Origin of the sequence: Aquimarina longa SW024 (assembly GCF_001401755.1) — a bacterium.
Classification (GTDB): domain Bacteria; phylum Bacteroidota; class Bacteroidia; order Flavobacteriales; family Flavobacteriaceae; genus Aquimarina; species Aquimarina longa.
The window spans coordinates 264,283-287,884 of record NZ_KQ474099.1; the positions used below are offsets into that span (position 1 = coordinate 264,283).

16 protein-coding genes are annotated in these 23,602 nt (G+C 32.8%); 2 read left to right on the top strand and 14 right to left on the bottom strand.

Translation table 11 applies throughout. The features are described from left to right. Nucleotides 1–272: 272 nt before the first annotated feature. The 5 genes from N456_RS10245 to ruvB form a co-directional block, all read right to left on the bottom strand. Nucleotides 273–2,582 (bottom strand): NADP-dependent malic enzyme, encoded by a 2,310-nt coding sequence (locus tag N456_RS10245; RefSeq protein ID WP_062056561.1) that lies wholly within the window; start codon nt 2,580–2,582, stop codon nt 273–275. 429 nt (nt 2,583–3,011) lie between these two features. Beyond that, nucleotides 3,012–5,060, bottom strand: coding sequence for a PKD domain-containing protein (locus tag N456_RS10250; RefSeq protein WP_062056563.1), 2,049 nt, complete (start codon nt 5,058–5,060; stop codon nt 3,012–3,014). 376 nt (nt 5,061–5,436) lie between these two features. Continuing rightward, nucleotides 5,437–6,363, bottom strand: coding sequence for a tRNA epoxyqueuosine(34) reductase QueG (gene queG / locus N456_RS10255; protein ID WP_062056565.1), 927 nt, complete (start codon nt 6,361–6,363; stop codon nt 5,437–5,439). A gap of 153 nt (nt 6,364–6,516) precedes the next feature. After that, nucleotides 6,517–7,842 (bottom strand): cytochrome P450, encoded by a 1,326-nt coding sequence (locus N456_RS10260; protein WP_062056567.1) that lies wholly within the window; start codon nt 7,840–7,842, stop codon nt 6,517–6,519. A gap of 49 nt (nt 7,843–7,891) precedes the next feature. Further along, nucleotides 7,892–8,914, bottom strand: a complete 1,023-nt coding sequence (gene ruvB, locus N456_RS10265; RefSeq protein WP_062056569.1) for a Holliday junction branch migration DNA helicase RuvB — start codon at nt 8,912–8,914, stop codon at nt 7,892–7,894. A 205-nt stretch (nt 8,915–9,119) separates the two neighbouring features. On the opposite strand from ruvB, the gene N456_RS10270 reads away from it, so the two are divergent. Then, a complete protein-coding gene (locus N456_RS10270) occupies nt 9,120–10,217 on the top strand; it encodes a leucine-rich repeat domain-containing protein (protein WP_062056571.1) in 1,098 nt (365 codons plus the stop codon). Nucleotides 10,218–10,425: 208 nt separating this feature from the next. On the opposite strand, the gene N456_RS10275 is transcribed toward N456_RS10270, so the two are convergent. The 9 genes from N456_RS10275 to N456_RS10315 form a co-directional block, all read right to left on the bottom strand. Beyond that, on the bottom strand, nt 10,426–11,220 hold the full coding sequence (locus N456_RS10275; RefSeq protein ID WP_062056572.1) for a hypothetical protein: 795 nt from the start codon (nt 11,218–11,220) through the stop codon (nt 10,426–10,428). 112 nt (nt 11,221–11,332) lie between these two features. Next, nucleotides 11,333–13,159 carry a cytochrome c oxidase subunit I gene (locus N456_RS10280; RefSeq protein ID WP_062056573.1) on the bottom strand — a complete coding sequence of 609 codons (1,827 nt, stop codon included), beginning with the start codon at nt 13,157–13,159 and terminating at the stop codon, nt 11,333–11,335. A 39-nt stretch (nt 13,160–13,198) separates the two neighbouring features. Next, a complete protein-coding gene (locus tag N456_RS10285; protein ID WP_062056574.1) occupies nt 13,199–14,275 on the bottom strand; it encodes a cytochrome c oxidase subunit II in 1,077 nt (358 codons plus the stop codon). A 32-nt stretch (nt 14,276–14,307) separates the two neighbouring features. Next, the gene (locus N456_RS10290) at nt 14,308–15,648 is read right to left on the bottom strand and encodes a hypothetical protein (RefSeq protein ID WP_062056575.1); all 1,341 of its coding nucleotides are present in this window, start codon (nt 15,646–15,648) and stop codon (nt 14,308–14,310) included. A gap of 39 nt (nt 15,649–15,687) precedes the next feature. After that, the gene (locus tag N456_RS10295; protein ID WP_082422499.1) at nt 15,688–16,338 is read right to left on the bottom strand and encodes a c-type cytochrome; all 651 of its coding nucleotides are present in this window, start codon (nt 16,336–16,338) and stop codon (nt 15,688–15,690) included. 5 nt (nt 16,339–16,343) lie between these two features. After that, the gene (locus tag N456_RS10300) at nt 16,344–16,883 is read right to left on the bottom strand and encodes a DUF3341 domain-containing protein (RefSeq protein ID WP_062056576.1); all 540 of its coding nucleotides are present in this window, start codon (nt 16,881–16,883) and stop codon (nt 16,344–16,346) included. Between the two features lie 4 nt (nt 16,884–16,887). Next, a complete protein-coding gene (nrfD, locus tag N456_RS10305; RefSeq protein WP_062056577.1) occupies nt 16,888–18,351 on the bottom strand; it encodes an NrfD/PsrC family molybdoenzyme membrane anchor subunit in 1,464 nt (487 codons plus the stop codon). A gap of 37 nt (nt 18,352–18,388) precedes the next feature. Further along, nucleotides 18,389–21,502 carry a TAT-variant-translocated molybdopterin oxidoreductase gene (locus N456_RS10310; RefSeq protein ID WP_062056578.1) on the bottom strand — a complete coding sequence of 1,038 codons (3,114 nt, stop codon included), beginning with the start codon at nt 21,500–21,502 and terminating at the stop codon, nt 18,389–18,391. Nucleotides 21,503–21,566: 64 nt separating this feature from the next. Further along, the gene (locus tag N456_RS10315) at nt 21,567–22,892 is read right to left on the bottom strand and encodes a c-type cytochrome (RefSeq protein ID WP_062056580.1); all 1,326 of its coding nucleotides are present in this window, start codon (nt 22,890–22,892) and stop codon (nt 21,567–21,569) included. A gap of 231 nt (nt 22,893–23,123) precedes the next feature. On the opposite strand from N456_RS10315, the gene N456_RS10320 reads away from it, so the two are divergent. Beyond that, nucleotides 23,124–23,582 carry an SPOR domain-containing protein gene (locus tag N456_RS10320; RefSeq protein WP_082422500.1) on the top strand — a complete coding sequence of 153 codons (459 nt, stop codon included), beginning with the start codon at nt 23,124–23,126 and terminating at the stop codon, nt 23,580–23,582. The last annotated feature ends 20 nt before the right edge of the window (nt 23,583–23,602 follow it).

Here is a 23,602-nt window from a genome sequence, read left to right on the forward strand (position 1 = left end):
ACAGCAGTTTTGTTGTGGTTTTTTGAAATTTTACAATGTAAAATTTCAAAAAACAGATGTTTAAGAATAATACCTATAGAAACAAAGTATTCTATATATGAATACCGACCTATTAGCACATAAAGAATATATGACTTAAATCAGGATAGTATGATATCAAGTTTACACCAAGAATATTAAAAAGAAAAAATCACAACTTTTTTACAGTCATGATTTTTTGATTTTAGTATGTATAAAGCTTTTAAAATCTATTATAGATTAAAAGGTTTTTTTTATATTTCTTTAGTAATTAATTCTATATGTAGTTCTCTTTTTTCTTTTTCCTGAGCGTCAATTACTGCAACTGCTGCCATATTTATAATCTCTTCTACACTTGCTCCTAACTGAAGGATATGAACTGGCTTATCCATTCCCATCATAATTGGTCCTATAGATTCTGCATTATTTACTTCACTTAACAGTTTATAATTACTATTTGCTGAATCTAGATTAGGGAACACCAATGTATTCACTTTTTTACCATTAAGTTTAGAGAATGGAAATTTACTTTCTCGCATTTTTCTATTTAAAGCAAAGTTAGTTTGTAATCCTCCATCAACAACTAGATTGGGATAATATCTATGTAAATATGCCACTGCTTCTTTTACTTTAGTTGCTGCTGGATGTTTTGAAGAACCAAAATTAGCATAGGAAACCATTGCTATAACTGGTTTAACACCAAACATTTCTACTGTCTTAGCAGTCATCTGTGCTATCTTAGCTAATTCTTTAGAAGAGGGATTAATATTTATAGAGGTATCACTTATAAATAAAGGCCCTTTATCTGTCATCATTACATTCATGGTAGCAATCCTAGTCGCTCCTTTTGCTAATCCAATAAGATCTAACATTGGTTTTACTACAGTAGGATAACTTCTGGAATATCCAGAAAGCAATGCATCTGCATCTCCTCCATTAACCATCATCGCTGCAAAATAATTACGCTCTCGCATTAATTTTTCTGCATCATAGAGTGTAATCCCTTTGCGCTTATTGGCATCCCAATATTTTTTAGCATATCCATTTTTACGTTCACATTCTTCATCTGCCTTAGGATCAATAATATCAACACCTGTTGCATCAAAATCAATCTCTTGCATCAGTTCTAAAATAACATCTTTACGCCCTAGTAATATTGGAAAAGCAATTCCTTCTTCTTTTACTGTCTGTGCTGCTTTCAATACATCTAGATGATCTGCCTCAGCAAATACAACTCTCTTTGGGTTGGTTCTTGCTCTATCCAATAATAATCGTACTAACTTATTATCGTTCCCCATACGTTCCAACAGTTCATCTTCATATTTATCCCAATCCGTAATTGGAGCGGTAGCCACACCACTTTCTATCGCAGCTTTTGCTACTGCAGGAGGTACTTTAGCTATTAATCTTGGGTCAAAAGGCTTAGGTATTATATACTCTTTACCAAAATTAAGGCGTGTTTCGCCATAAGCGATATTTACCTGCTCTGGGACAGGTTCTTTAGCCAGTTCTGCTAATGCTTTTACAGCAGCCATTTTCATTTCTTCATTAATTGCTGTTGCTCTTACATCCAGAGCTCCTCTAAAAATAAAAGGAAATCCTAAGACATTATTTACCTGATTAGGATGATCGCTTCTTCCTGTGGCCATAATAATATCCTTTCGAGTTTTTATTGCAAGATCGTATTCTATTTCTGGATCTGGATTAGCCATGGCAAAAACAATAGGGTTATCAGACATCGATATCAACATATCTGGAGTTACTAAATTTGCCATTGATAAACCAACAAATACATCTGCATCTTTCATTGCATCTGTTAAATCATTTAGATCTCGATCTGTAGCAAATTCTGATTTTTCGGGGGTAAGATTACCTCTATCCTTACGAATCACTCCTTTACTATCAGTCATGACAATATTTTCTGCCTTAGCACCAAAAGCTTTATATAGTCGTGTACACGATACTGCCGCAGCGCCTGCTCCACTAACTACTATCTTTACGTCTTCGATTTTTTTATCTGCTATTTCTAATGCATTTAATAATGCTGCAGCAGAAATTATAGCAGTACCATGTTGATCATCATGCATTACTGGAATATCCAGTTCTTCTTTTAGTCGTCTTTCGATCTCAAAAGCTTCTGGAGCTTTAATATCTTCTAAATTTATTCCTCCAAATGTTGGTGCTATATTTTTTACCGTCTCTATAAAGGCATCAATATTTTTAGTATCAACCTCGATATCAAATACGTCAATATCAGCAAAAATTTTAAAAAGCAATCCTTTACCTTCCATAACGGGTTTGGAAGCTTCAGGACCGATATCTCCTAATCCTAATACTGCGGTTCCATTAGATATTACTGCAACTAGATTTCCTTTTGCAGTATACTTATATACATCTGATTTTTTCTTCTCTATTTCTAAACAAGGTTCTGCTACACCAGGAGAATATGCCAATGATAAATCTCTTTGGGTTGCATACTTTTTTGTGGGAACAACTTTAATTTTTCCTGGGGTAGGCTTTGCGTGATACACTAAAGCTTCTCTTCTTTTACTTTCGATACTCATATTGAATCAAGATACGTTATGAAATACAAAGGTACAAGTATGTATGAGATGCAAAAATTAAATGAAAATAATATTAAAAAAAGTAGGTTTTAGAACCTACTTTTTTAACACACCCTTCTAAACAAATTAAATTAACCCTAAATTGAGTATAAATTCTACTCCCCTCCTTATTAAACATATTCTCTATTGATTCACCCAATAACTACAAAAAATCCTCATAGGTTTTAAAACCTATGAGGATTATAACATTCCCTCATTAATACCTATGGTATTTAATTCATTATAAGTTATTAGTATAAAATTACTACAGATATACTGCCGTTCCTCTACAAATCACTTCTTTAAGCATTTATTTATGTATGCGAACAGAAGAATCTAAATATGATTATAATAACGCAGCATACTTTTTTTTAATTAAGTTATATCTATTTAATTTTCAAAAAATACTGTCCCTAATGTGTTATTAGTAAAAGTATTACTAGTTTCTATATCTGCATTAGTTTCTGCATTTTTTTCTACAAGAATACCATATCCTACTCCATTTTTTACTATTGTATTTGTAATCTTAACTTTATCAAATGCATTAACTCCAATATTTGCTTTTTTACTAAAGTTACTTATTAAATCACTCCCAGCATAAGATACCTCTACATAGTCTACTTCATTACGTACATTATTTGTCATAAATGCAATTCCTCGCCAAGGCAATGTTGTATCAAATGCTGTAAATATAATTCTACCTGCTGCAGAACCTCCTTTTATAGAAAGAAAACCTGAATTACTTACAGCAATCTCTACATCTGATTTTATTAAAAATTTTGCCTTTGGTGCAATAATAGCGCCTGATTGAAAATCTAAATCACCCGATAACATGTATGGTGTAGCATCATCAAAGGCATTCCAAGTGATATCTGTATCAAAATCGATATCATCTCCTAAAATTTCTACATAATCATTACCATTACTTGTTCCAAACTGTGATTTAGCATCTAATTTATGCATAGAATCTGCAGAAACAATAAGTGGAGTACTTGCATTGTTTTCAAAAATATTATTAGAGAACCCTTGTAATTCTACATTCTCTTCTATTAACATTCCATTACTTACACTATTTACTATTTTAGAATTGGTAAAACTTAATTTACTAAAAGAAGAAACTCCTAATGCTGATTTTTCATCCAAAACAGAAAATTTATCAAGACCTGCATATGCTATCTCTACATAGTCTAATGCGTTTCTAACACTTTTTGACAATATAATCCCTATACCTCGCCATGGTTTAGATTGATCCTTTGCTGTAAAACGTATTAGATTATCTGCCGCTCCCTTTGCTATCAATATTCCTAAATCATCTACTGTCAATGATTTATCTGCATCAAACATAAGAACCGCTCCAGGCATAATATTTAATTCTGAATCTACCTTAATATTATCTGTCACATAATATGGTGTCTTATCATTAAATGATTGCCAAGTAGTAGGCTCATCTAATTGAACAGAGCCATCATGAATCTCTATACTATTATCTCCATTAGAAAGGCTAAATTGTGATGCCGCATCTAATTTTCCTACTTCACTTGCAGGTAATACCAATGGCCTCTCAGTATTATTTTCGAAACGATTATTAGCAAACGCAATTAACTCTACATTGTTTTCTACAAACATTCCAATAGCACTACTATGTGTTACTGATGAGTTTGTAAAACTAAGTTTACTAAAGCTAGACAGCCCTAACCCTGCTTTTCTATCTACAATAGAAACTATATCACTCCCTGCATATGAAACATCGACATAGTCCATTACGTTTCTAACATCATCAGACAATACAAAACCAATACCCCTCCATGGTTTAGACTGATCCTTAGCTGTAAAGACAATATGCTTATCTTGTGTTCCTTTTGCAATCAGTACTCCTTTATCTCCTATTTCTAATAACACATCCGCAGCAAAATGAATTTCTACTCCTGGTTCTATAGTCATTACCGCTCTTAGATCTACATTACTATTAACACAATAATCTGCTACTCCTGGTGTATCGACTAGGTTCTTAAGAACTATATCTTCCTCTATAACTCCTTCTAGTTCCACTACTCCCGATTCTGTTACTTTTATTTTTACCGTGTCTATGCTTTTTGATACTGCATTAGAAATAGTAAGTTGTACTACGTATTCTCCTACCACATCAGGGGTAAAAGATGGTGATACTGTAGTTGCATTGGTTAATGTCGAGGTACTCGATGTTGGAACAGTGGAAAACTCCCATAGATATTTAAATGTCTGTCCACTACTATCTTTTGATCCAGTACCATCTAACTGCACTTTTTTAATTTGCTGAACAATCTGATCTGGTCCTGCATTTGCTGTTAATGTATTTCCTTCTGAATTACTATCATCGCTACTACATCCTGTCAGTACGAACACTCCCAATAATACTATTACGGAGAGTAATTGTGATAATTTATTACACGTTTTTTTCATTTATACTTACTTATTGTTTTATAAAAAATAAATTTTATTTGTGACACATTACATAATCAACAAATATCATGTCAATCCTAGAAGTAAATAGTTCGGTGTGGACTATATACAACATAATATGGACAAACAGCGTTTTTTTGAGGAGGTATGATTTTCTATATGAAACAACTCCATAAAATTGAATTATTCATCAATTTGAAAATGTCATTAAACAAAATCATTTGTAGAATATGATTTCAAGTAAAAAACTATGTATACCCCTTATATTCCGTGGTAAAAATAACCGATTATAGGGTATAAAATATAGGATATTAGAATTTGCCTATATAATATGAGAAAAACCTTCTGTTTTTTGTGAATTCAATAATATTACCGATTAATCTTCCAAGAATTTAATATTTCGTTTCAATCCAGAAAACTTAGTTCGCTTTACTGCTGATTTCTGAAAAACTCTCGAAAATACTTCTTGAGTAATCTCTTGCCATTCTTTTTTTGACATCGTCAATAATTCTGGCTTAGGATTAAATAAAGGTTCATTATGAGGTTTTGAAAAACGGTTCCAAGGGCATACATCTTGGCATACATCACAACCAAACATCCAATCATCAAATTGCCCACTATATGAATTAGGGATCTCTGCTTTAAGTTCTATTGTAAAATAGGATATACATTTACTCCCATCTACCACATAAGGTTCTACAATAGCTTGTGTAGGACATGCATCAATACATGCCGTACAGGTACCACAGTGATCTGTAACTGGCATATCATATGCTAAATCGAGATCTATAATCAATTCTGCTATAAAGTAAAAGGAACCTACCTGTTGGGTTAACAAATTACTGTTTTTACCAATCCATCCTAATCCGCTTTTTGCTGCCCATGCTTTATCTAGTACGGGTGCCGAATCTACAAAAGCTCGCCCGTGCACTTCTCCGATTTCTTCTTGGATACTTTGCAAAAGCTCTTTTAGCTTATCTTTTATCACAAAATGATAATCAGTCCCATATGCGTATTTAGAAATCTTGGGAGCATCAGGATCTTTCTGGTTTTCAGAAGGGAAATAATTTAGAAGTAATGATATTACACTTTTTGAATCATCAACCAGTTTAGTCGGGTCAAGACGTTTATCAAAATGATTCTCCATGTACTGCATCTCTCCATGCATATTATTATTCAGCCATTTCTCTAAGCGTGGAGCTTCTTCTTCTAGAAATTCTGCCTTAGAGATACCACATGACAGAAATCCAAGGCGTTTTGCTTCGGATTTAATAAATTGGGAATATTTAGTTTTTAAGTTCAACTATAGCTATTCTTTAGCATCAACCTAATTATTAAGCTTATTATTCATAATCTAAATTCCTTATTTGATAATTAATAAAAATCAGTAGTATCAATACTATCTCCCTTCTAGTATATCATATTGCTTTTGCTCTTACAAAAATACAGAAAGCACTTATCTTAAGTTAAATCTTAGTATTGCATTTTTTGGTTTTAGTGTAATCAAAGGTTCTACTTCGATCTCATCTACATCTGTACTTATTTTATATTTTTTTATTAGAGTACTTATAGCAATAATCATTTCATACATTGCAAAATTATTACCGATACACATTCTTGGTCCTGCCCCGAATGGAAAATAACAATTAGAGTATCCTTTTTTGTCAACCTCTGAAGCAAATCGATCTGGATCAAATTTTTCTGGATCACTCCAAAAATCTTTATGCCTATGGATTTCATAAAATGAAATCAACATAGTGGTTCCTTTTTTTAGATTAAGGGTATCATAATTATCATCTTCAATAGCTACGCGATCAGAGAAATATGCAGGCGGATATAATCGCATCGATTCTTCAATACATTGCTTAGTATACTTATGTTTTGTAATTTCTTCTATTAGGGATCCTCCTACTACCTGTTGTGAAACTTCTTCATACACTTTTTGCTGAATTTGGGGATGACGAGCTAATAATAATATTGTAAAAGTTAATGCATTAGAGGTGGTTTCATGCCCCGCAACAAATAGAATCAAAATTTCGTCAATGAGTTGCTTATTATCCATTGCACTACCATCTTCATATCTTGCTGCTAATAACATATCTAATAAATCGTTATAGATTTTATCAGATTTTTTTCTTTCTTCTATAAGTGTATTCAGAATATCTTGAGCTTCCTGAGTTAGTTTTAGTGTACTTTTAATTTTTCCACTAAGATAAAACCACCATCGTTTATAAGGTTGACGTATTTCTTTAATTAGAGATCTCTGAACAGCTTCTGTTATATACTGCAAACGAGAAATAGCTTCAGTACTATCTGTATAACTAAATAATGATTTTGCGACTACCTTAAATGCTAAATCACTCATTAAAGGAAAAACATCAATTGTTTTATCAGAGGTTATCTTTAAGAACTCTTCATCAATTACCTCTTTTATGGTTTCTATAAGTACTTCTAATTTTTTTTTATGGAATGCCGGCTGGATTAACCTTCTTTGTTGTAACCATTTCTCTCCACTAGATGTTAACAATCCTTCTCCTATATATTTTGCCAAATCTTTGGTCTGTAACGAAGATTTTGTATACTTCTTATGCTGTTTTTGTAACATATGCTTAGCAAAACTAGCATCACGAGTAAAAATAACTGATCCCTTAAATCCTAATTGAACCTTAAAAATATCACCTAACTTCTCAAAATTCTTATGATGAAAAGGAAGTGGGTTTTTAAGAATTTGATTTCCGTTTTTTAATATTGTAAAAAAAGAAACTGTAGGAATACTACTCATTTATTGTACCATTTATATAATTAAAAAATAGTCTAGTTTTAGTAAGAGATCAAAACAATCCCCCTTGGATTCCTCCTTTTATTCTTCCTAGATGTTTATAGGCTGCTTCTGTTACTTCTCTACCACGTGGTGTACGCATAATGAATCCTTGCTGGATCAAAAAAGGTTCATACACCTCCTCTATAGTCTCTGGGCTTTCACTAACTGCCGTTGCTATTGTAGTTAAACCTACTGGTCCTCCTTTAAACTTATCAATCATCGTTAGTAGGATCTTATTATCCATCTCATCTAAACCATGTGCATCTACATTAAGTGCTTTTAATGCATATCTTGATATCTCTATATCAATTTTACCATTTCCTTTAATTTGTGCAAAATCTCGTACACGACGCAGTAAAGCATTAGCTATTCTTGGTGTTCCTCTACTTCTACCTGCTATCTCTATTGCAGCTTCCATAGAAATAGGAACATTAAGTATATGAGCGCTACGCTGTACTATAGTAGACAATAATTCTGTAGTATAATATTGTAATCGAGATTGAATCCCGAAACGAGCTCTCATTGGAGCTGTTAATAATCCCGAACGTGTTGTCGCTCCAACTAAAGTAAATGGATTTAGATTAATCTGAACAGTACGTGCATTAGGACCACTCTCGATCATAATATCAATCTTATAATCTTCCATTGCAGAATACAAATATTCTTCTACTATAGGACTTAATCTATGAATTTCGTCTATAAATAGTACATCCCTATCATCTAGATTAGTTAATAGCCCTGCTAAATCCCCAGGCTTATCTAATACAGGACCAGAGGTAACTTTTATTCCTACCCCTAATTCATTTGCTAAAATGTGAGCTAAAGTAGTTTTACCTAAACCAGGAGGACCATGAAATAATGTATGATCAAGAGCTTCATCTCTTAAGTTTGCTGCTTGCACAAAAATCTTTAGGTTTTCAAGAACTTGATCCTGACCAGCAAAATCTTCAAAAGCAAGAGGCCGTAATGCTTTTTCAATATCAAGATCTTCATTAGAGAAATTTTCGTTTGTTGGATTAAGATTTTCGTTCATGTGCTGAATTGAATAAAAAAATAGTATAATAGAGTATTCTTTAATCATCACAAAGATAATAGAAAAAGCTGAGCCTTTATCCAGATAGCAACCGTATATAATATCCCTTATTCATAAAAGACAAACACTTTTGTATATCCTTGTATATAGTGTAAAATACGTCCCTAAATATTTTTACTTTTATACAAACTAAAAAAATAAGGCAATGTCAAAAAAAGTACTCTTAAGCATACTCTTTATATATCTCATTAATACCATATCAGCTCAGGAAAAGATTACTAGATTACAAAAGGCTATACAAAATGCTAATAACCTCCAATCACTTAATCTTGGAAAAAGTAACATCACAAAACTATCAGATTCTATAGGAATGCTCACAAATATTGAATCTCTGTATTTACATAAAAACCAATTATCCCAAATACCTGAATCTATTGGAAATTTAACCAAATTAGTATCATTGAACCTTGAAGAAAACCAACTAACTGAGCTTCCTATATCTATTGGAAATTTGATAACATTAAAAGATCTAAGTATACGTAAAAATAAAATCAAAAAACTACCAAAATCTTTTTCACTGCTAGTAAATTTAGAAAGTCTTAATTTAAATGAAAATGAATTGATTGATTTACCTAAATCCATAGACAAACTCGCTAACTTAAATTCATTAGCATTATCAAAAAATCAGTTGTCTAAATTACCTAACTCTATTGATAAGCTCATTAATTTGAAAACACTCGATTTACACACTAATATATTGACAGAATTACCAAAATCTATTGGTCAATTGTATTCTCTAGAGCATCTTAATTTAACTAAAAACAAGTTATCTAAATTACCTGAATCTATAGACCAGCTTAAGAATATAAAGCGGTTTTTTATAGGAAAAAATAACTTAACTGAACTACCTAACTCTATAAGCAAACTTAATACAATAGAATGGTTAGAAGTAAATCACAATAACCTAACTAAACTACCTGAATCTATAGGAAAGCTTAATCGCTTAAAAAAAGTAACTTTTGAAGGAAATCAATTAACAAAATTACCCGAATCAATAGGGAAACTAACTAGTTTAGAATACTTATATCTACAAAAAAATCAACTAACTCATTTACCTCAATCAATTGGAGAACTAAACAATTTAATCGTGCTTTCTCTAGAAGCAAATCAATTGACTACATTACCCGAATCTATCAAAAACCTAACTAATTTAAAAGGAATCATTATAAAAGGAAATCCAATATCTACATCAGAAATTGAAAAAATAAAATATGTATTACCCAATTGTCAAGTAATATATTAAGACTAAATATTAAAAAAATAAAATCCGTGTATCGTTTAATATATGTGTCGGAGCAAGGCAAGCAAGCCTGAACCAATCGATCTATTTGCGCATTTTTATTTCTTGTTTAATTTATAAAAATTTAGCGCCATTGCAAAAAGGAAATTATCTTTCGATCTAGCGTTAAATTGATCTGATTTCATATATAATGTTAGCGTTTCGGCTTTATTCATAATGAAATGTTCTTCACTTTGGTTTTAAAATTCCGTTCAATATTTTCTTTCATTTTCTCAAACTTACCAAGGTCAAATTCTATACGGAGTGGATAATCATTTTTTAAATCTAGAAGCTCTTTTTTACTAAGTAAACAGAAATCCTTATTAGATTCACGAATCTTAATTTCGACACTATTTAAGTGAGCATTATATATTTTTGTCAAAATAGAATCTAAAAACATTTTATTTGTTCCTTTTCCCCAATAGATTAAATAATTTACTTGATCAAAGGATTTTGGACCCATTTTATTTTCGCCAATTCCTAAAAGGTATTTTTCTATATCTAATTGTAACGAGTTAACATTTCTTAATTGATCTTCTACAAATAACTGATTTTTATTATTAATTTCAATATGATAATAATGTCTTAATCTCATGGGAATTGGACACTTACCGCAATATGGAGTGTCAAAATCAGTCATGATTTTCAAGAATCCATTTTCGTTTTCAATATTAAAAGGTATTTTAAATTCAACTTGTGAACAGAGTTCACACAAATCCTCATTATAATATAGATTTGAGATATCATTTCTAGCTAAATAATAGGGAGTTTTAATATCTAAGTTTAAGATGGGAATTGTGTCTGTTGATGAAATAAAATAAAATTTATTGTTACACTTTAAAGGGTTAATTGTATCTGCTTTTGTTATAGAATCAGATCTATTAATAAAACTATTCTTGTTCAAGTGTCCTATAAAAAGTATTAATGATAAAATGATTATTAATAAAAGAGGTATTGTATATTTCATTTTTTCCGCTGAACGCTAACATCAAAATAAAAAACACTCAGAGAGTATAACTCCTTGAGTGTTTTTTATTTTATATTTTATTTAATATTCGGCTAAAGCGAATTATTTATTATTAATGATGCATCTCTTCTTCTCCATCTTGAAGAGGAATAATTTGAGGAGCAAAATCCTGTCCTGCAATTACATATTCTCCATCTTCATTAGTCTTACTATAATCATAAGGCCATCTGTGTACTTCTGGTATTTCTCCTGGCCAGTTACCATGTATATGTTCTACTGGTGTAGTCCACTCCATAGTATTTGACCTCCATGGGTTCTGAACTGCTTTTTTACCAAAGAAAATAGAGGCGATAAAATTATACAAGAATACCAATTGTGCTGCAGCCGCGATAAAAGCAAAAATTGTAATCAATACATTCGTATCTGCTAAATCATCAAAATACGGGAAGTTAGAATTTGTATAATAACGTCTTGGCAATCCTGCCATTCCTACAAAGTGCATCGGAAAGAATACTCCATAAGCTCCAATAGCAGTAACCCAAAAGTGTACATATCCTAAACTTTTATTCATCATCTTACCATACATCTTAGGGAACCAGTGATATACTCCTGCAAATAGACCATATAGAGCAGATATACCCATAACTAAGTGGAAATGTGCCACTACAAAATAAGTATCATGAACATTAATATCTAATGTACTATCACCAAGAATAATTCCTGTAAGTCCTCCTGTAATAAATGTAGAAACTAACCCTATAGAGAATAACATTGCAGGATTAAATTGCAGGTTACCTTTCCATAAAGTAGTTATATAGTTAAATGATTTTACAGCAGATGGTATTGCAATTAATAATGTTGTAAAGGTAAATACTGATCCTAAGAAAGGATTCATTCCTGATATAAACATATGATGACCCCATACTATTGTTGATAAGAAAGCAATAGCTAAAATTGATGCAACCATCGCTCTATATCCAAATATAGGTTTACGAGCATTTGTAGCAATAATCTCTGATGTAATTCCTAAAGCAGGTAGTAATACAATATATACTTCTGGATGTCCTAAGAACCAAAATAAGTGTTCAAAAAGCACTGGAGAACCTCCTTGATTATGCAATACCTCTCCTTGAATATAAATATCGCTTAAGTAGAAAGATGTACCAAAACTTCTATCCATAATCAATAATAGTGCTGCTGATAATAATACTGGGAACGAAACAATACCAATAATAGCAGTTACAAAGAACGCCCATATAGTTAAAGGAAGACGAGTCATCGACATTCCCTTAGTTCTCAAGTTTATTACTGTAACAACATAATTTAAAGACCCTAATAATGAAGATGCTATAAATATCGCCATAGACACCAACCATAATGTCATCCCCATTCCTGAGCCTCCTATTGCTTGTGGTAATGCACTTAATGGAGGGTAAATTGTCCAACCTGCTGATGCAGGTCCTGCTTCTGCAAATAACGATAATACCATGATTACACTACTCAAAAAGAATAGCCAGTATGATACCATGTTTAAAAACCCTGAAGCCATATCACGTGCTCCAATCTGTAATGGAATAAGGAGGTTACTAAACGTTCCACTTAGACCAGCAGTTAGTACAAAAAATACCATGATAGTACCATGTATTGTAACCAATGCCAAGTATATACTCGGATCCATTATCCCGTCCTTACCAAACTTACCTAATAATACTTCGTATATAGTAAATTCATGATCAGGCCAAGCCAATTGCATTCTAAATAATAGAGACATTGCAATACCAATAATACCCATAATCAAACCAGTAATCAAGTACTGTTTAGAGATCATTTTATGATCCTGACTAAAAATATATTTGGTAATAAATGTTTCTTTATGATGATGTCCGTGATCATGAGCATGGTCTTCTTCGTGATCGTGTACGTTTGCTATTGCTGACATATCCTTATGCTGTTTAATATGATATATTAATATTTTTTCTTAGTTGCTCGCTTGTGCTGATATTTGCTCTCCAAAAGTCTTTTGATCTTTTATCCAAGCTTGATAATCTTCTTCAGATTCTACTATAATCTTCATTTGCATATTATAATGAGATGTCCCACATATTTTATTACATAATAAATAATAGTCAAATGTATATTCTTCTAAAGCCTCTTCTCCAGCAGCCACTAATTTTTTAGTTTTCTCTTTTCTAATCTTGTTAATTGTAGCTACTTTTTCGATCATAGCATCGCTATTTCTCATTTCTTCTGAAGTAAGTATTGGTGTATATGCAAACTCCGTAATCATCCCAGGAACCACGTTCATCTGAGCTCTAAAAAATGGCATATATGCAGAATGTAATACATCCTGAGATCTCATCTTAAAAATAACTTTTCTATTTACTGGCAAATGTAGTTCTGTAGTTATCTTGTCATCCTTTCCATAACTATCAGAAACATCAACACCTAATGTATTTACTCCTTCTATATAACGCACATTAGCTTTTCCTAGCACATTATCTTCTCCTGAATATCTTGCTCTCCAGTCAAATTGATATGCATACAATTCAACTATTAATGGATCTCCTTCTTCTTCATCAATATTCATGATATCAGTCCAAGTAAATAATCCGTATATAATTAATCCTGCAAGTACAATAACAGGGATAATTGTCCAGATAAATTCTAATTTATCATTATCTGCAAAAAACAATGCTTTATTCTCTTTCTTTCCTCTGTATTTATATGCAAAGAAGTGTAATAATCCTTGTGTTATGAATTGTACAATAAAAATCAATACCATTGATATCATCATCAACATATCATAATCTATACCATGCTCAGAAGCTGATTGTGGAAGGAAAAAAGTATGATATTGTACAAAACAATATATGGTCAATAGGTATAAGAATATCACAAACGCAAGCATCAACTTACCGTGTAAATTATTATCCTTATCATTAGCGACTTGAGAATTGTCATCATTATTTAATTGAGACAATTTCAATATTTTTGACATTTGCCACAATGTGATTCCAAAAAGCGCTATAACTACTATGGTTAAGAATACAGTCATTTTATCTATCTTCTTTTTTTACAATTCAATTTTTAATAATGGAAATGTTTACTTTCCTCTATATATGGATTTCCTTTAGGTAATAAAGGGGCTTTGGTTAATGCTTTAAATACTACGAATAAAAAGAGTCCTAAAAACAATAACACTGCACTAATTTCGCTAATACCTATAAACCACGATTCTCCGACAGTTGCAGGCATTACCATATTAAACACATCTATATAGTGACCACAAAGGATAACTATACCTGCCATAACAACAAACCAGTTTACTCGTTTAAAATCACTGTTTATTAATACCAATATTGGGAAAATAAAATTCATCACCAACATTCCGAAAAATGGAAGTTTATAATCTTCTATACGTGTGATAAAATAAGTTACTTCTTCAGGTATGTTAGAATACCAGATCAACATAAACTGAGAGAACCAAAGGTATGTCCAGAAAATACTAATCCCAAACATAAACTTAGCTAAATCATGAATATGACTATTATTTACAAATTCTAAATAACCTTTAGATTTTAGGTAAATAGTCATTAATGCAATTGTAGTAATACCAGAAACAAATAAACTTGCAAATACATACCATCCAAACAATGTACTAAACCAGTGTGGATCAAAACTCATAATCCAATCCCAAGATGCCATTGATTCTGTATAGATAAAGAATACTAAGAATCCTGCAGAAATTTTAAAACTCTTCTTATACCATTTATCCCCCGTTGAGTCTTCATCTTGTTTTCTAGAGTATTTTACTGCAAAATGACGATATAGCAACCATCCCCCTAAAAATAATGCGGCTCTAACAATAAACCAAGTACCGTTTAACCAACTTGCTTTACCTTGTAGAAGTGCATCATGTGCTACAACTTCTGGATCTGCCCAAACAAATAAATGATTTATATGAAATCCTGATAATGCTAAAATTACAAAAAGGATAATTCCCCCAGGAACAAGATAAGCTGTTATCGCTTCCATTACTCTAAATAATACTGGAGACCATCCTGACTGTGATGCAAATTGTATTGCATAAAATGCTAATACTCCTAATGCGATCATAAAAAAGAAAAATGCTGCAACATATAAAGAAGCCCAAGGTTTATTTTGTAATTGATGCAAAACATGTTCATAGTGTGCATCACCTCCATGAGCATCTTCATTACCGTGAGCATCTTCATTACCATGTGACTTTCCATGATCTGCGGCTTGTGCTTCGCTATGACCTCCTCCGTGAGCATCGTGCGCTGCCATCATTTCTTTTACCTCTTCTATAGACCCTGGTCTTTGTGCAAATCCAATAATAAGTCCCACAAGACCAACAACCATAAGGATGATAGAAAATAATTTTAACCTATTTGATAGCGTATACATATCTTTATAATATCGTTATTCTTAACTTTTACTAGTGCACTAGTGTGCGTTATCGTGTTTTACTTCTTCTTCGTGATGTACTTCTTCTACTGCTGGTTTTACAACAGCTATATCAGTATCAACTCGTGGTGCTTTACCCTCAAGATCAGCTTTCAACTTTTGTACATACTGAACAATCTGCCAACGCTCGTGTTCATTAGTCTGAGCTGCATAAGATCCCATAGAGTTAATTCCGTAATACATTACATGATATATACTACCTTCTGTAATAGCTCTTCCTATATCATCATAACTTGGTACTCCTAAAATCTTTTCTCTTTTTACAAGTGTCCCTTTTCCATTTCCTTTTTCACCATGACATATAGCACAGTAAATATCGTACAACTCTTTCCCTTCTTCTTCATTTTCTTTGGTATATCTAATAGGATTTTTTAAAGTATCCTTAGCTTTTTGATAACCCGCACTAGAATTTTCAAAATCATATGGCATCCATCCTCTAGGTATAGAACCTTTGGCTGGTAACATCGCTTCCTGTCCTCCAGGAAAAACGCTGTATTCTCCATAAGGTTCATAGCCTACTGATTCATACATATTAGGCATATATTGATAATTTGGTTTTGTATCTTTTTGACAAGAAACAACACTAATTATAACTGCTGCCAACGCTAATATTTTTATAGTATTCTTCATTATTACTAATGGTTATCTTCTTCCTTATCTATTACTTTAATTTCTACTGCTCCTGTATCACTTAAAAAGCTAGTAAGCTCGTTTACATCGTGATTTCCTGCACTAATTTCCATTAAAAAATGGTCATCTGTAGTTCTTACATCAGGATTCTCTGCTTTTTTGAATGGCCATAATTTACTTCTCATATAAAAAGTAATTACCATTAAATGCGCTGCAAAAAATACAGTAAGTTCAAACATGATTGGTACAAAGGACGGCATATTTTCAATATAGCTAAAACTAGGTTTTCCTCCTATATCTTGTGGCCAGTCTTCAATCATTATGAAATTCATCATTAAAATTGCTACTGTTAATCCAACACAACCATATAAAAAAGATGTAATCGCAAGACGTGTATGAGGTAGTCCCATCGCTTTATCTAACCCATGAACCGGAAAAGGAGTAAACACATCTTCTATGTGATAATGCTTTTCGCGAGTTTTTTTTACGGCATCCATCAGAATGTCGTCATCTATATATAGTGCATGTATAACTTTTGATGCCATACTATTAGTTATTTTTAAATTGTTCTGCTTGATTATCCTCTCTAGTTATTTTAGCCTGAACTTTAGGAAGCTCATCTCTATGATCTATTCCTGCTTCTCTTAGTTTTTTATACTTTTCTCCAGAAGATTTCAAAATTGATTTTACTTCTGCCTGAGCAATTACAGGGAAACTTCTTGCATATAATAAGAATAGTACAAAAAAGAATCCTATAGTTCCTATGAATATACCTATATCAACAAAAGTTGGTGAAAACATCGTCCATGATGATGGTAAGTAATCTCTATGAAGTGAAGTTACAATAATCACAAAACGTTCAAACCACATTCCTATATTTACTACTATAGATATAAAGAAAGAGAACATGATACTTCTTCTTAATTTAGGGAACCACATAAACTGTGGTGAAAACACATTACATGTCATCATAGCCCAATATGCCCACCAATAGGGTCCTGTCGCTCTATTAAGGAATGCATATTGTTCATACTCTACTCCTGAGTACCATGCTACAAATAACTCTGTAATATAAGCAACTCCTACAATAGAACCTGTAATCATAATTACAATATTCATCAACTCTATATGTAGAATAGTAATATAATTTTCTAATTTAGATACTTTTCTCATAATAATAAGAAGCGTATTTACCATTGCAAATCCAGAAAACACAGCTCCTGCTACGAAATAAGGAGGAAATATTGTGGTATGCCATCCTGGAATTACTGAAGTAGCAAAATCAAATGATACAATTGTATGTACAGAAAGTACAAGTGGTGTCGCTAATCCTGCAAGTACTAGAGATACTTCTTCAAAACGTTGCCAATCTTTTGCTCTACCACTCCATCCAAAAGAAAGTAGGCTATATATTTTTTTATTAAAAGGTGTTATTGCGCGATCTCTAATCATTGCAAAATCTGGCAATAAACCTGTCCACCAAAAAACTAGTGATACTGAAAGGTATGTAGATATTGCGAATACATCCCAAAGTAATGGCGAATTAAAGTTCACCCATAATGATCCAAACTGATTAGGGATTGGTAATACCCAATATGCCAACCATGGACGTCCCATGTGTATGATAGGAAATAACCCCGCTTGAACAACGGCAAAAATTGTCATTGCTTCTGCAGATCGGTTAATTGCCATTCTCCATTTCTGACGAAATAACAATAATACTGCAGAAATAAGTGTTCCCGCATGACCTATACCTACCCACCAAACAAAGTTGGTGATATCCCAGGCCCATCCTACTGTTTTATTTAATCCCCAGGTTCCTATTCCTGTAGATACTGTGTATATAATACACCCTATTCCCCACAGGAAAGCAATAAGTGAAATAGAAAAGACAATCCACCAAGATTTATTTGCTTTTCCTTCTACCGCTGCTACAACATCCAGAGTTACATCATGGTATGATTTATCACCGGTTACTAAAGGTTTTCTTATAGGTGCTTCGTAATGAGACATAATCCTTTATAATTGAATTGATTCTTTATTTAATTAATTAAGCTTCTGTAGTGTTTCTTACCTTAGTCTGATATACAACATTTGGCTTTGTTCCCACATGTTCTAACAAATGATAAGCTCTATCATCTTTAATCAGTTCTGCTATTTTACTTCCCTCTTCATTAACATCTCCAAAACGCATTGCTCCAGATGAACAAGCTGCAGAACAAGCACAAGAATCATTAAATTCACCTGCTTCAACTAGTCTTCCTTCGCGCTTAGCTTTAAGTATAATAGCTTGTGTTGATTGAATACAGAAAGAACATTTTTCCATAACCCCTCTCGAACGTACAGTAACATCTGGATTAAGTACCATTCTTCCTAAATCGTTATTCATATGATAATCAAACTCATCATTGTTATTATACAAGAACCAGTTAAATCTACGTACTTTATATGGACAATTGTTTGCACAGTATCTTGTACCTACACAACGATTATATGCCATGTGATTTTGTCCTTGTCTACCATGTGATGTTGCCGCAACTGGACAAACAGTTTCGCAAGGAGCATGATTACAGTGCTGACACATTACTGGTTGGAATACTACCTGAGGATTATCTGATGGGTTTTCCATCTCACCAAACTCTGATAAAGAACTTCCTAGTCCAGATATGTTGTCCTTCTTTTCATTATCTCCTTCAAAACTATCTTGTGATGAATAGTATCTATCTATACGTAACCAATGCATATCACGAGATCTACGCACTTCTGATTTACCGACCACAGGAACATTATTCTCTGCATGACATGCAATCACACAAGCTCCACATCCTGTACAAGCATTTAAATCGATTGATAGGTTAAAATGATGTCCTACTGAACGATCAAATTCACTCCATAAATCAACTTCTGGAGAAGTAACTTCATATTCAATATGATTTTTACTTACTTCTGGAATTGAGTTCCATTCATGCTTATCTTTTGTATTGAATATCTCTAGAGTTGTTTCTTTTACAATATCTCCACGCCCCATTAATGTATTATGCAACTGCACACAAGCAAACTCATGCACTCCTTCTGCAGCTGTAATTGAAACATTCTGCACTGCATTAAGGTTTTGATATAAAGGATAGGCATTTACTCCTACAATCATATCTTCTTTAAGCCCTTTAGATTTCCCATATCCTAAAGCTAATCCAACAGAACCTTTAGCTTGCCCTGGTTGGATAATTACTGGAGCAATAATTTCTACTCCTCCTACAGTTACTTTAGCATAACTACCATCTAAAGCTCCATTTGCTACATTTTCATTAGTTAAACCTAATTGCTCTGCATCTGCCTTAGAAACTGTTAAATAATTATCCCAAGATGCTCTAGTAATAGGGTCTGGCATTTCTTGTAACCAAGGGTTATTAGCTTGTTGCCCATCACCCAAAGCTGTTTTAGTATATAATGTTAATTCTAATCCATTCGATTTTGCTTCAGATAATCTTCTTGCTGCAGCACTTACAGAAACAGGAGTTGGAGCAATAGTTTCTACATCTCCTTCTGGAGTTTCAAGAGCTTCTACCAATTCTTCATTTGGGAGCATTGGTTTTACTAATACTCCATCATGTAATGCCTGATTCCAAGAAGTACTTCCTAAAATACCTGCCCATGTACTTTTGATATAATCATGATAGGTAGACGAATTACCACTCCATTTTAAAAGTGTATCCTGAAATTGCCTTGTATCAAATAATGGTCTTATAGTAGGTTGCATTAAACTATAAGTCCCTTTTTTTAACTCAATATCTCCCCATGATTCTAAGTAATGAGGAGTTGTTGCAACATAACTACACAGTTCTGCTGTTGCATCATTATGCATCGAAAATGCTACAGATAATTCTACTTTTTCAAGACCGCTTTTAAACTCATTTGCATTTGGTAATGAATACATTGGGTTAACACCAGCGATCAATAAACCACCTACATTTCCAGCATTCATATCTTTTACCAATTGTGCAACTGCTTTAGCATCTCCCTTACGTATTGTACGAGGAGTATTTTTATTAAACGCTTTACTATGTATTGCTTTATTGATTTCTAATACTACTAGTTGAGCATCTACATCTTGGATTCCTGAAACCACTAATGCATTACTTCCTGCTTTTTTAATCTGCGCAGCTGCCTTAATGACTTCTTCTTCTAATTTAGCATCTAAAGTTCCTTTAGAACCAGCTCCCGTTACGTATGTATATAATGCCGCAAGTACTTGTTTTTGTTGTGATGGAGTAGCCTGAACTCTTTTGTCAGCATTAGCTCCAGATAAAGACATATTTGCTTCAAACTGTATATGCTTAGACATTTTTCCATTTTCAGGAATACGTCTTTTAGCGTAACCACTATCATATCCTCCTCCTTGCCAATCTCCCAAAAAGTCTGCCGCAATACTTACTATAGTACTTGCTTTAGAAAAGTCATAATCCGCCAATGCTCTCTCACCATACATCATTTGATAAGCATCTAATGCTTCACTATCAGAAACAGCATCATATACTACGTGTTTAACGTTTTGATATTTAGCTTTAAATTCTGAAATTAATTTTGAAGTAGATGGGCTAGCATAAGTCTGCGTTAATAAAACAATTTGCTTATTACCGAGACTATTTAACTTCGCTCCTACTTCTTTATCTAATGCACCCCAACTAATATCCTCAGCACCTTTTTTAGGCATCTGAAGACGTGTATTATCATACAGTGACAATACTGAAGCATGTACTCTTGCGTTAGCACTCCCATTAGAAGTAGCAAGATTATTATTTTCTACTTTGATAGGCCTACCTTCTCTTGTTTTAATCAAGATACTTGCAAAATCATATCCATCTGCAATTGTAGTCGCATAATAGTTAGCTACACCAGGGACAATTCTTTCTGGCTGAACTACATATGGTATTGATTTTTTAACAGGACCCTCACATGCTGCTAATGTGGCAGCTGCTGTACTAAAACCTACATATTTAAGAAAATCTCGACGTGATGTCGAAGAGTTTTCTAATGATGATTTATCACCTAAAAATTCATCCGTAGGAATTTCCTGAACGAATTCATTTTGTTGTAGCGTCTCAACAACAGAGCTATTCTCGTTTAGCTCTTCAACACTTTTCCAGTATTTCTTGTTTGATGACATATATAATTGATATTAGCTTCTTACTATTCTTTTTCCGGTTAAAGAAAACAATTGTTTTATTATTTTAATAATGACATTTACCACATTCTAAACCACCCATCTGAGCAGCCGTCAATTGGTCAACACCGTACTTCTTAGAAAGTTCTTTATGAATCTTCTCGTAATATTTATTATCAGCAACTTTTACATTAGTCTCTCTATGACAATTGATACACCATCCCATAGTAAGTGGAGCGTGTTGATACATAATCTCCATTTCTTCTACAGGTCCATGACATTTCTGACATTCTACCCCTGCAACAGTTACATGCTGAGAGTGATTAAAGTATGCAAAATCAGGTAAATTATGAATACGAACCCACTTCACAGGCTCACCTTTTCCTGTGTATGCCTGAGCTTCAGGATCCCAGCCTGCTGCTTTATATAGCCTTTGGATTTCACCATCATAAAACTCTTTAGAATACTCTGACGTAGCTGTAGTTTCGGCAACTTCACTTATAGACTTATGACAGTTCATACAAACATTAAGAGATGGTATTCCTGATGTCTTACTAACTCTTGCAGAAGAGTGACAGTATTTACATTCTATTTTATTATCTCCAGCATGAATTTTATGTGAGTAATGTATTGGTTGAACAGGTTGATATCCTTGATCAACTCCTACTTGCATAAAATAACCATACACAAAATAACCACTAACTAGCAATAACAAAATAGCTGTTACTAAGACTAAAAATTGATTTTGAATAAATGCTTTCCAAATTGGAGTCTTTGTTTCTGATTCTGGTAACTCCACATTATTTGCTTCTGCAAAATTTCTAAGGGTTTTATTTACCAAAAATAATACAACTAACAACATTAAGAATACTAATGCTAGTATCCCTAACACTACATTTATAGACACTAACGAACCATCATTAGAAGCAGTCGTACTAGATTCATAATCAGGAACACTAGGTGGTGGATCCGCTTTAGGCACCATAACATATGCTAGAATATCATCTATATCAACATTTGACAACTGCGGAAAAGCATTCATAGCAGTTTTATTATACTCTTCATAAATAGCTATCGCTTGTGCATCGCCTGAAGCAATCATTGCTGCACTATTCTTTACCCAAGAATATATCCATTCTCTTTCGTACTTATCAGCTACTCCAAAAAGGGCAGGACCTGTCATTTTCTTATACCGTTTATGACATGCTGCACAAAGAGATTTAAACAACTCCTCTCCTTTGGCTACATCTCCTCCGGATGAAGCTTCGGTTACAGCGGCATTATCAACAGCAGATTGATCCTGTCCAAAAACAGGATTAAAAAAAGTAAATAAAAAAACAGTTCCTAGAATTAGGATTTTAGAGGCTGAATTTCGGTGTTTCACCTGTTTCATATTATCAAGTAGAATTATCGTCTTATTTTTGGTATGGTTTTTTCATTAACATCTTTAAGAGATATAAAAAAAACCGGCACTTTTAATTCGATGACAAAAGTACTATAATAAGTCGATTTTAGAAATGTTAGAGAACCGTTAACTATTAATTTATAATAATTCTAAATAATATTTTTTTGCCGTTTTGAGTTATTAAACTATACCTTTGCTTCAAATCAATTTGTAATGAGAATGTTAAACTACATAAAATACATTATCCTACCTAGCCTTTGTCTTATCACTACCAATTACTTAGCTGCACAAGACAGTTCAAACAACATTACTAAGACCCCAAATCAGGCCGATTTTGTTCCTATAAACATAACTTCAACACCTGAAGCATCTGTTACCATCAATCAAGATCCTAAAATAAAAATGCTTCTTGATATAAAATCTAAGATGGAAAAAGACGGAGAATTCAGTGATCGTTATAAAATCCAACTATATTATGGAAATCTAAACAAAGCAAATGAAATCGTAAGAGCTGCAAAAGAAGCTTTTCCTAAATGGGACTCGTCAATTCAATGGGAAACTCCTAATTATAAAGTATGGGTAGGGAATTACCAAACCAGACTTGAAGCTGACAGAGCTTTAAAAGAAATCTACACAAAGTTTCCAAATGCTTTTATTTTTAAACCTGAAAAAAAATAAGCAATTTAAAAACCACAATA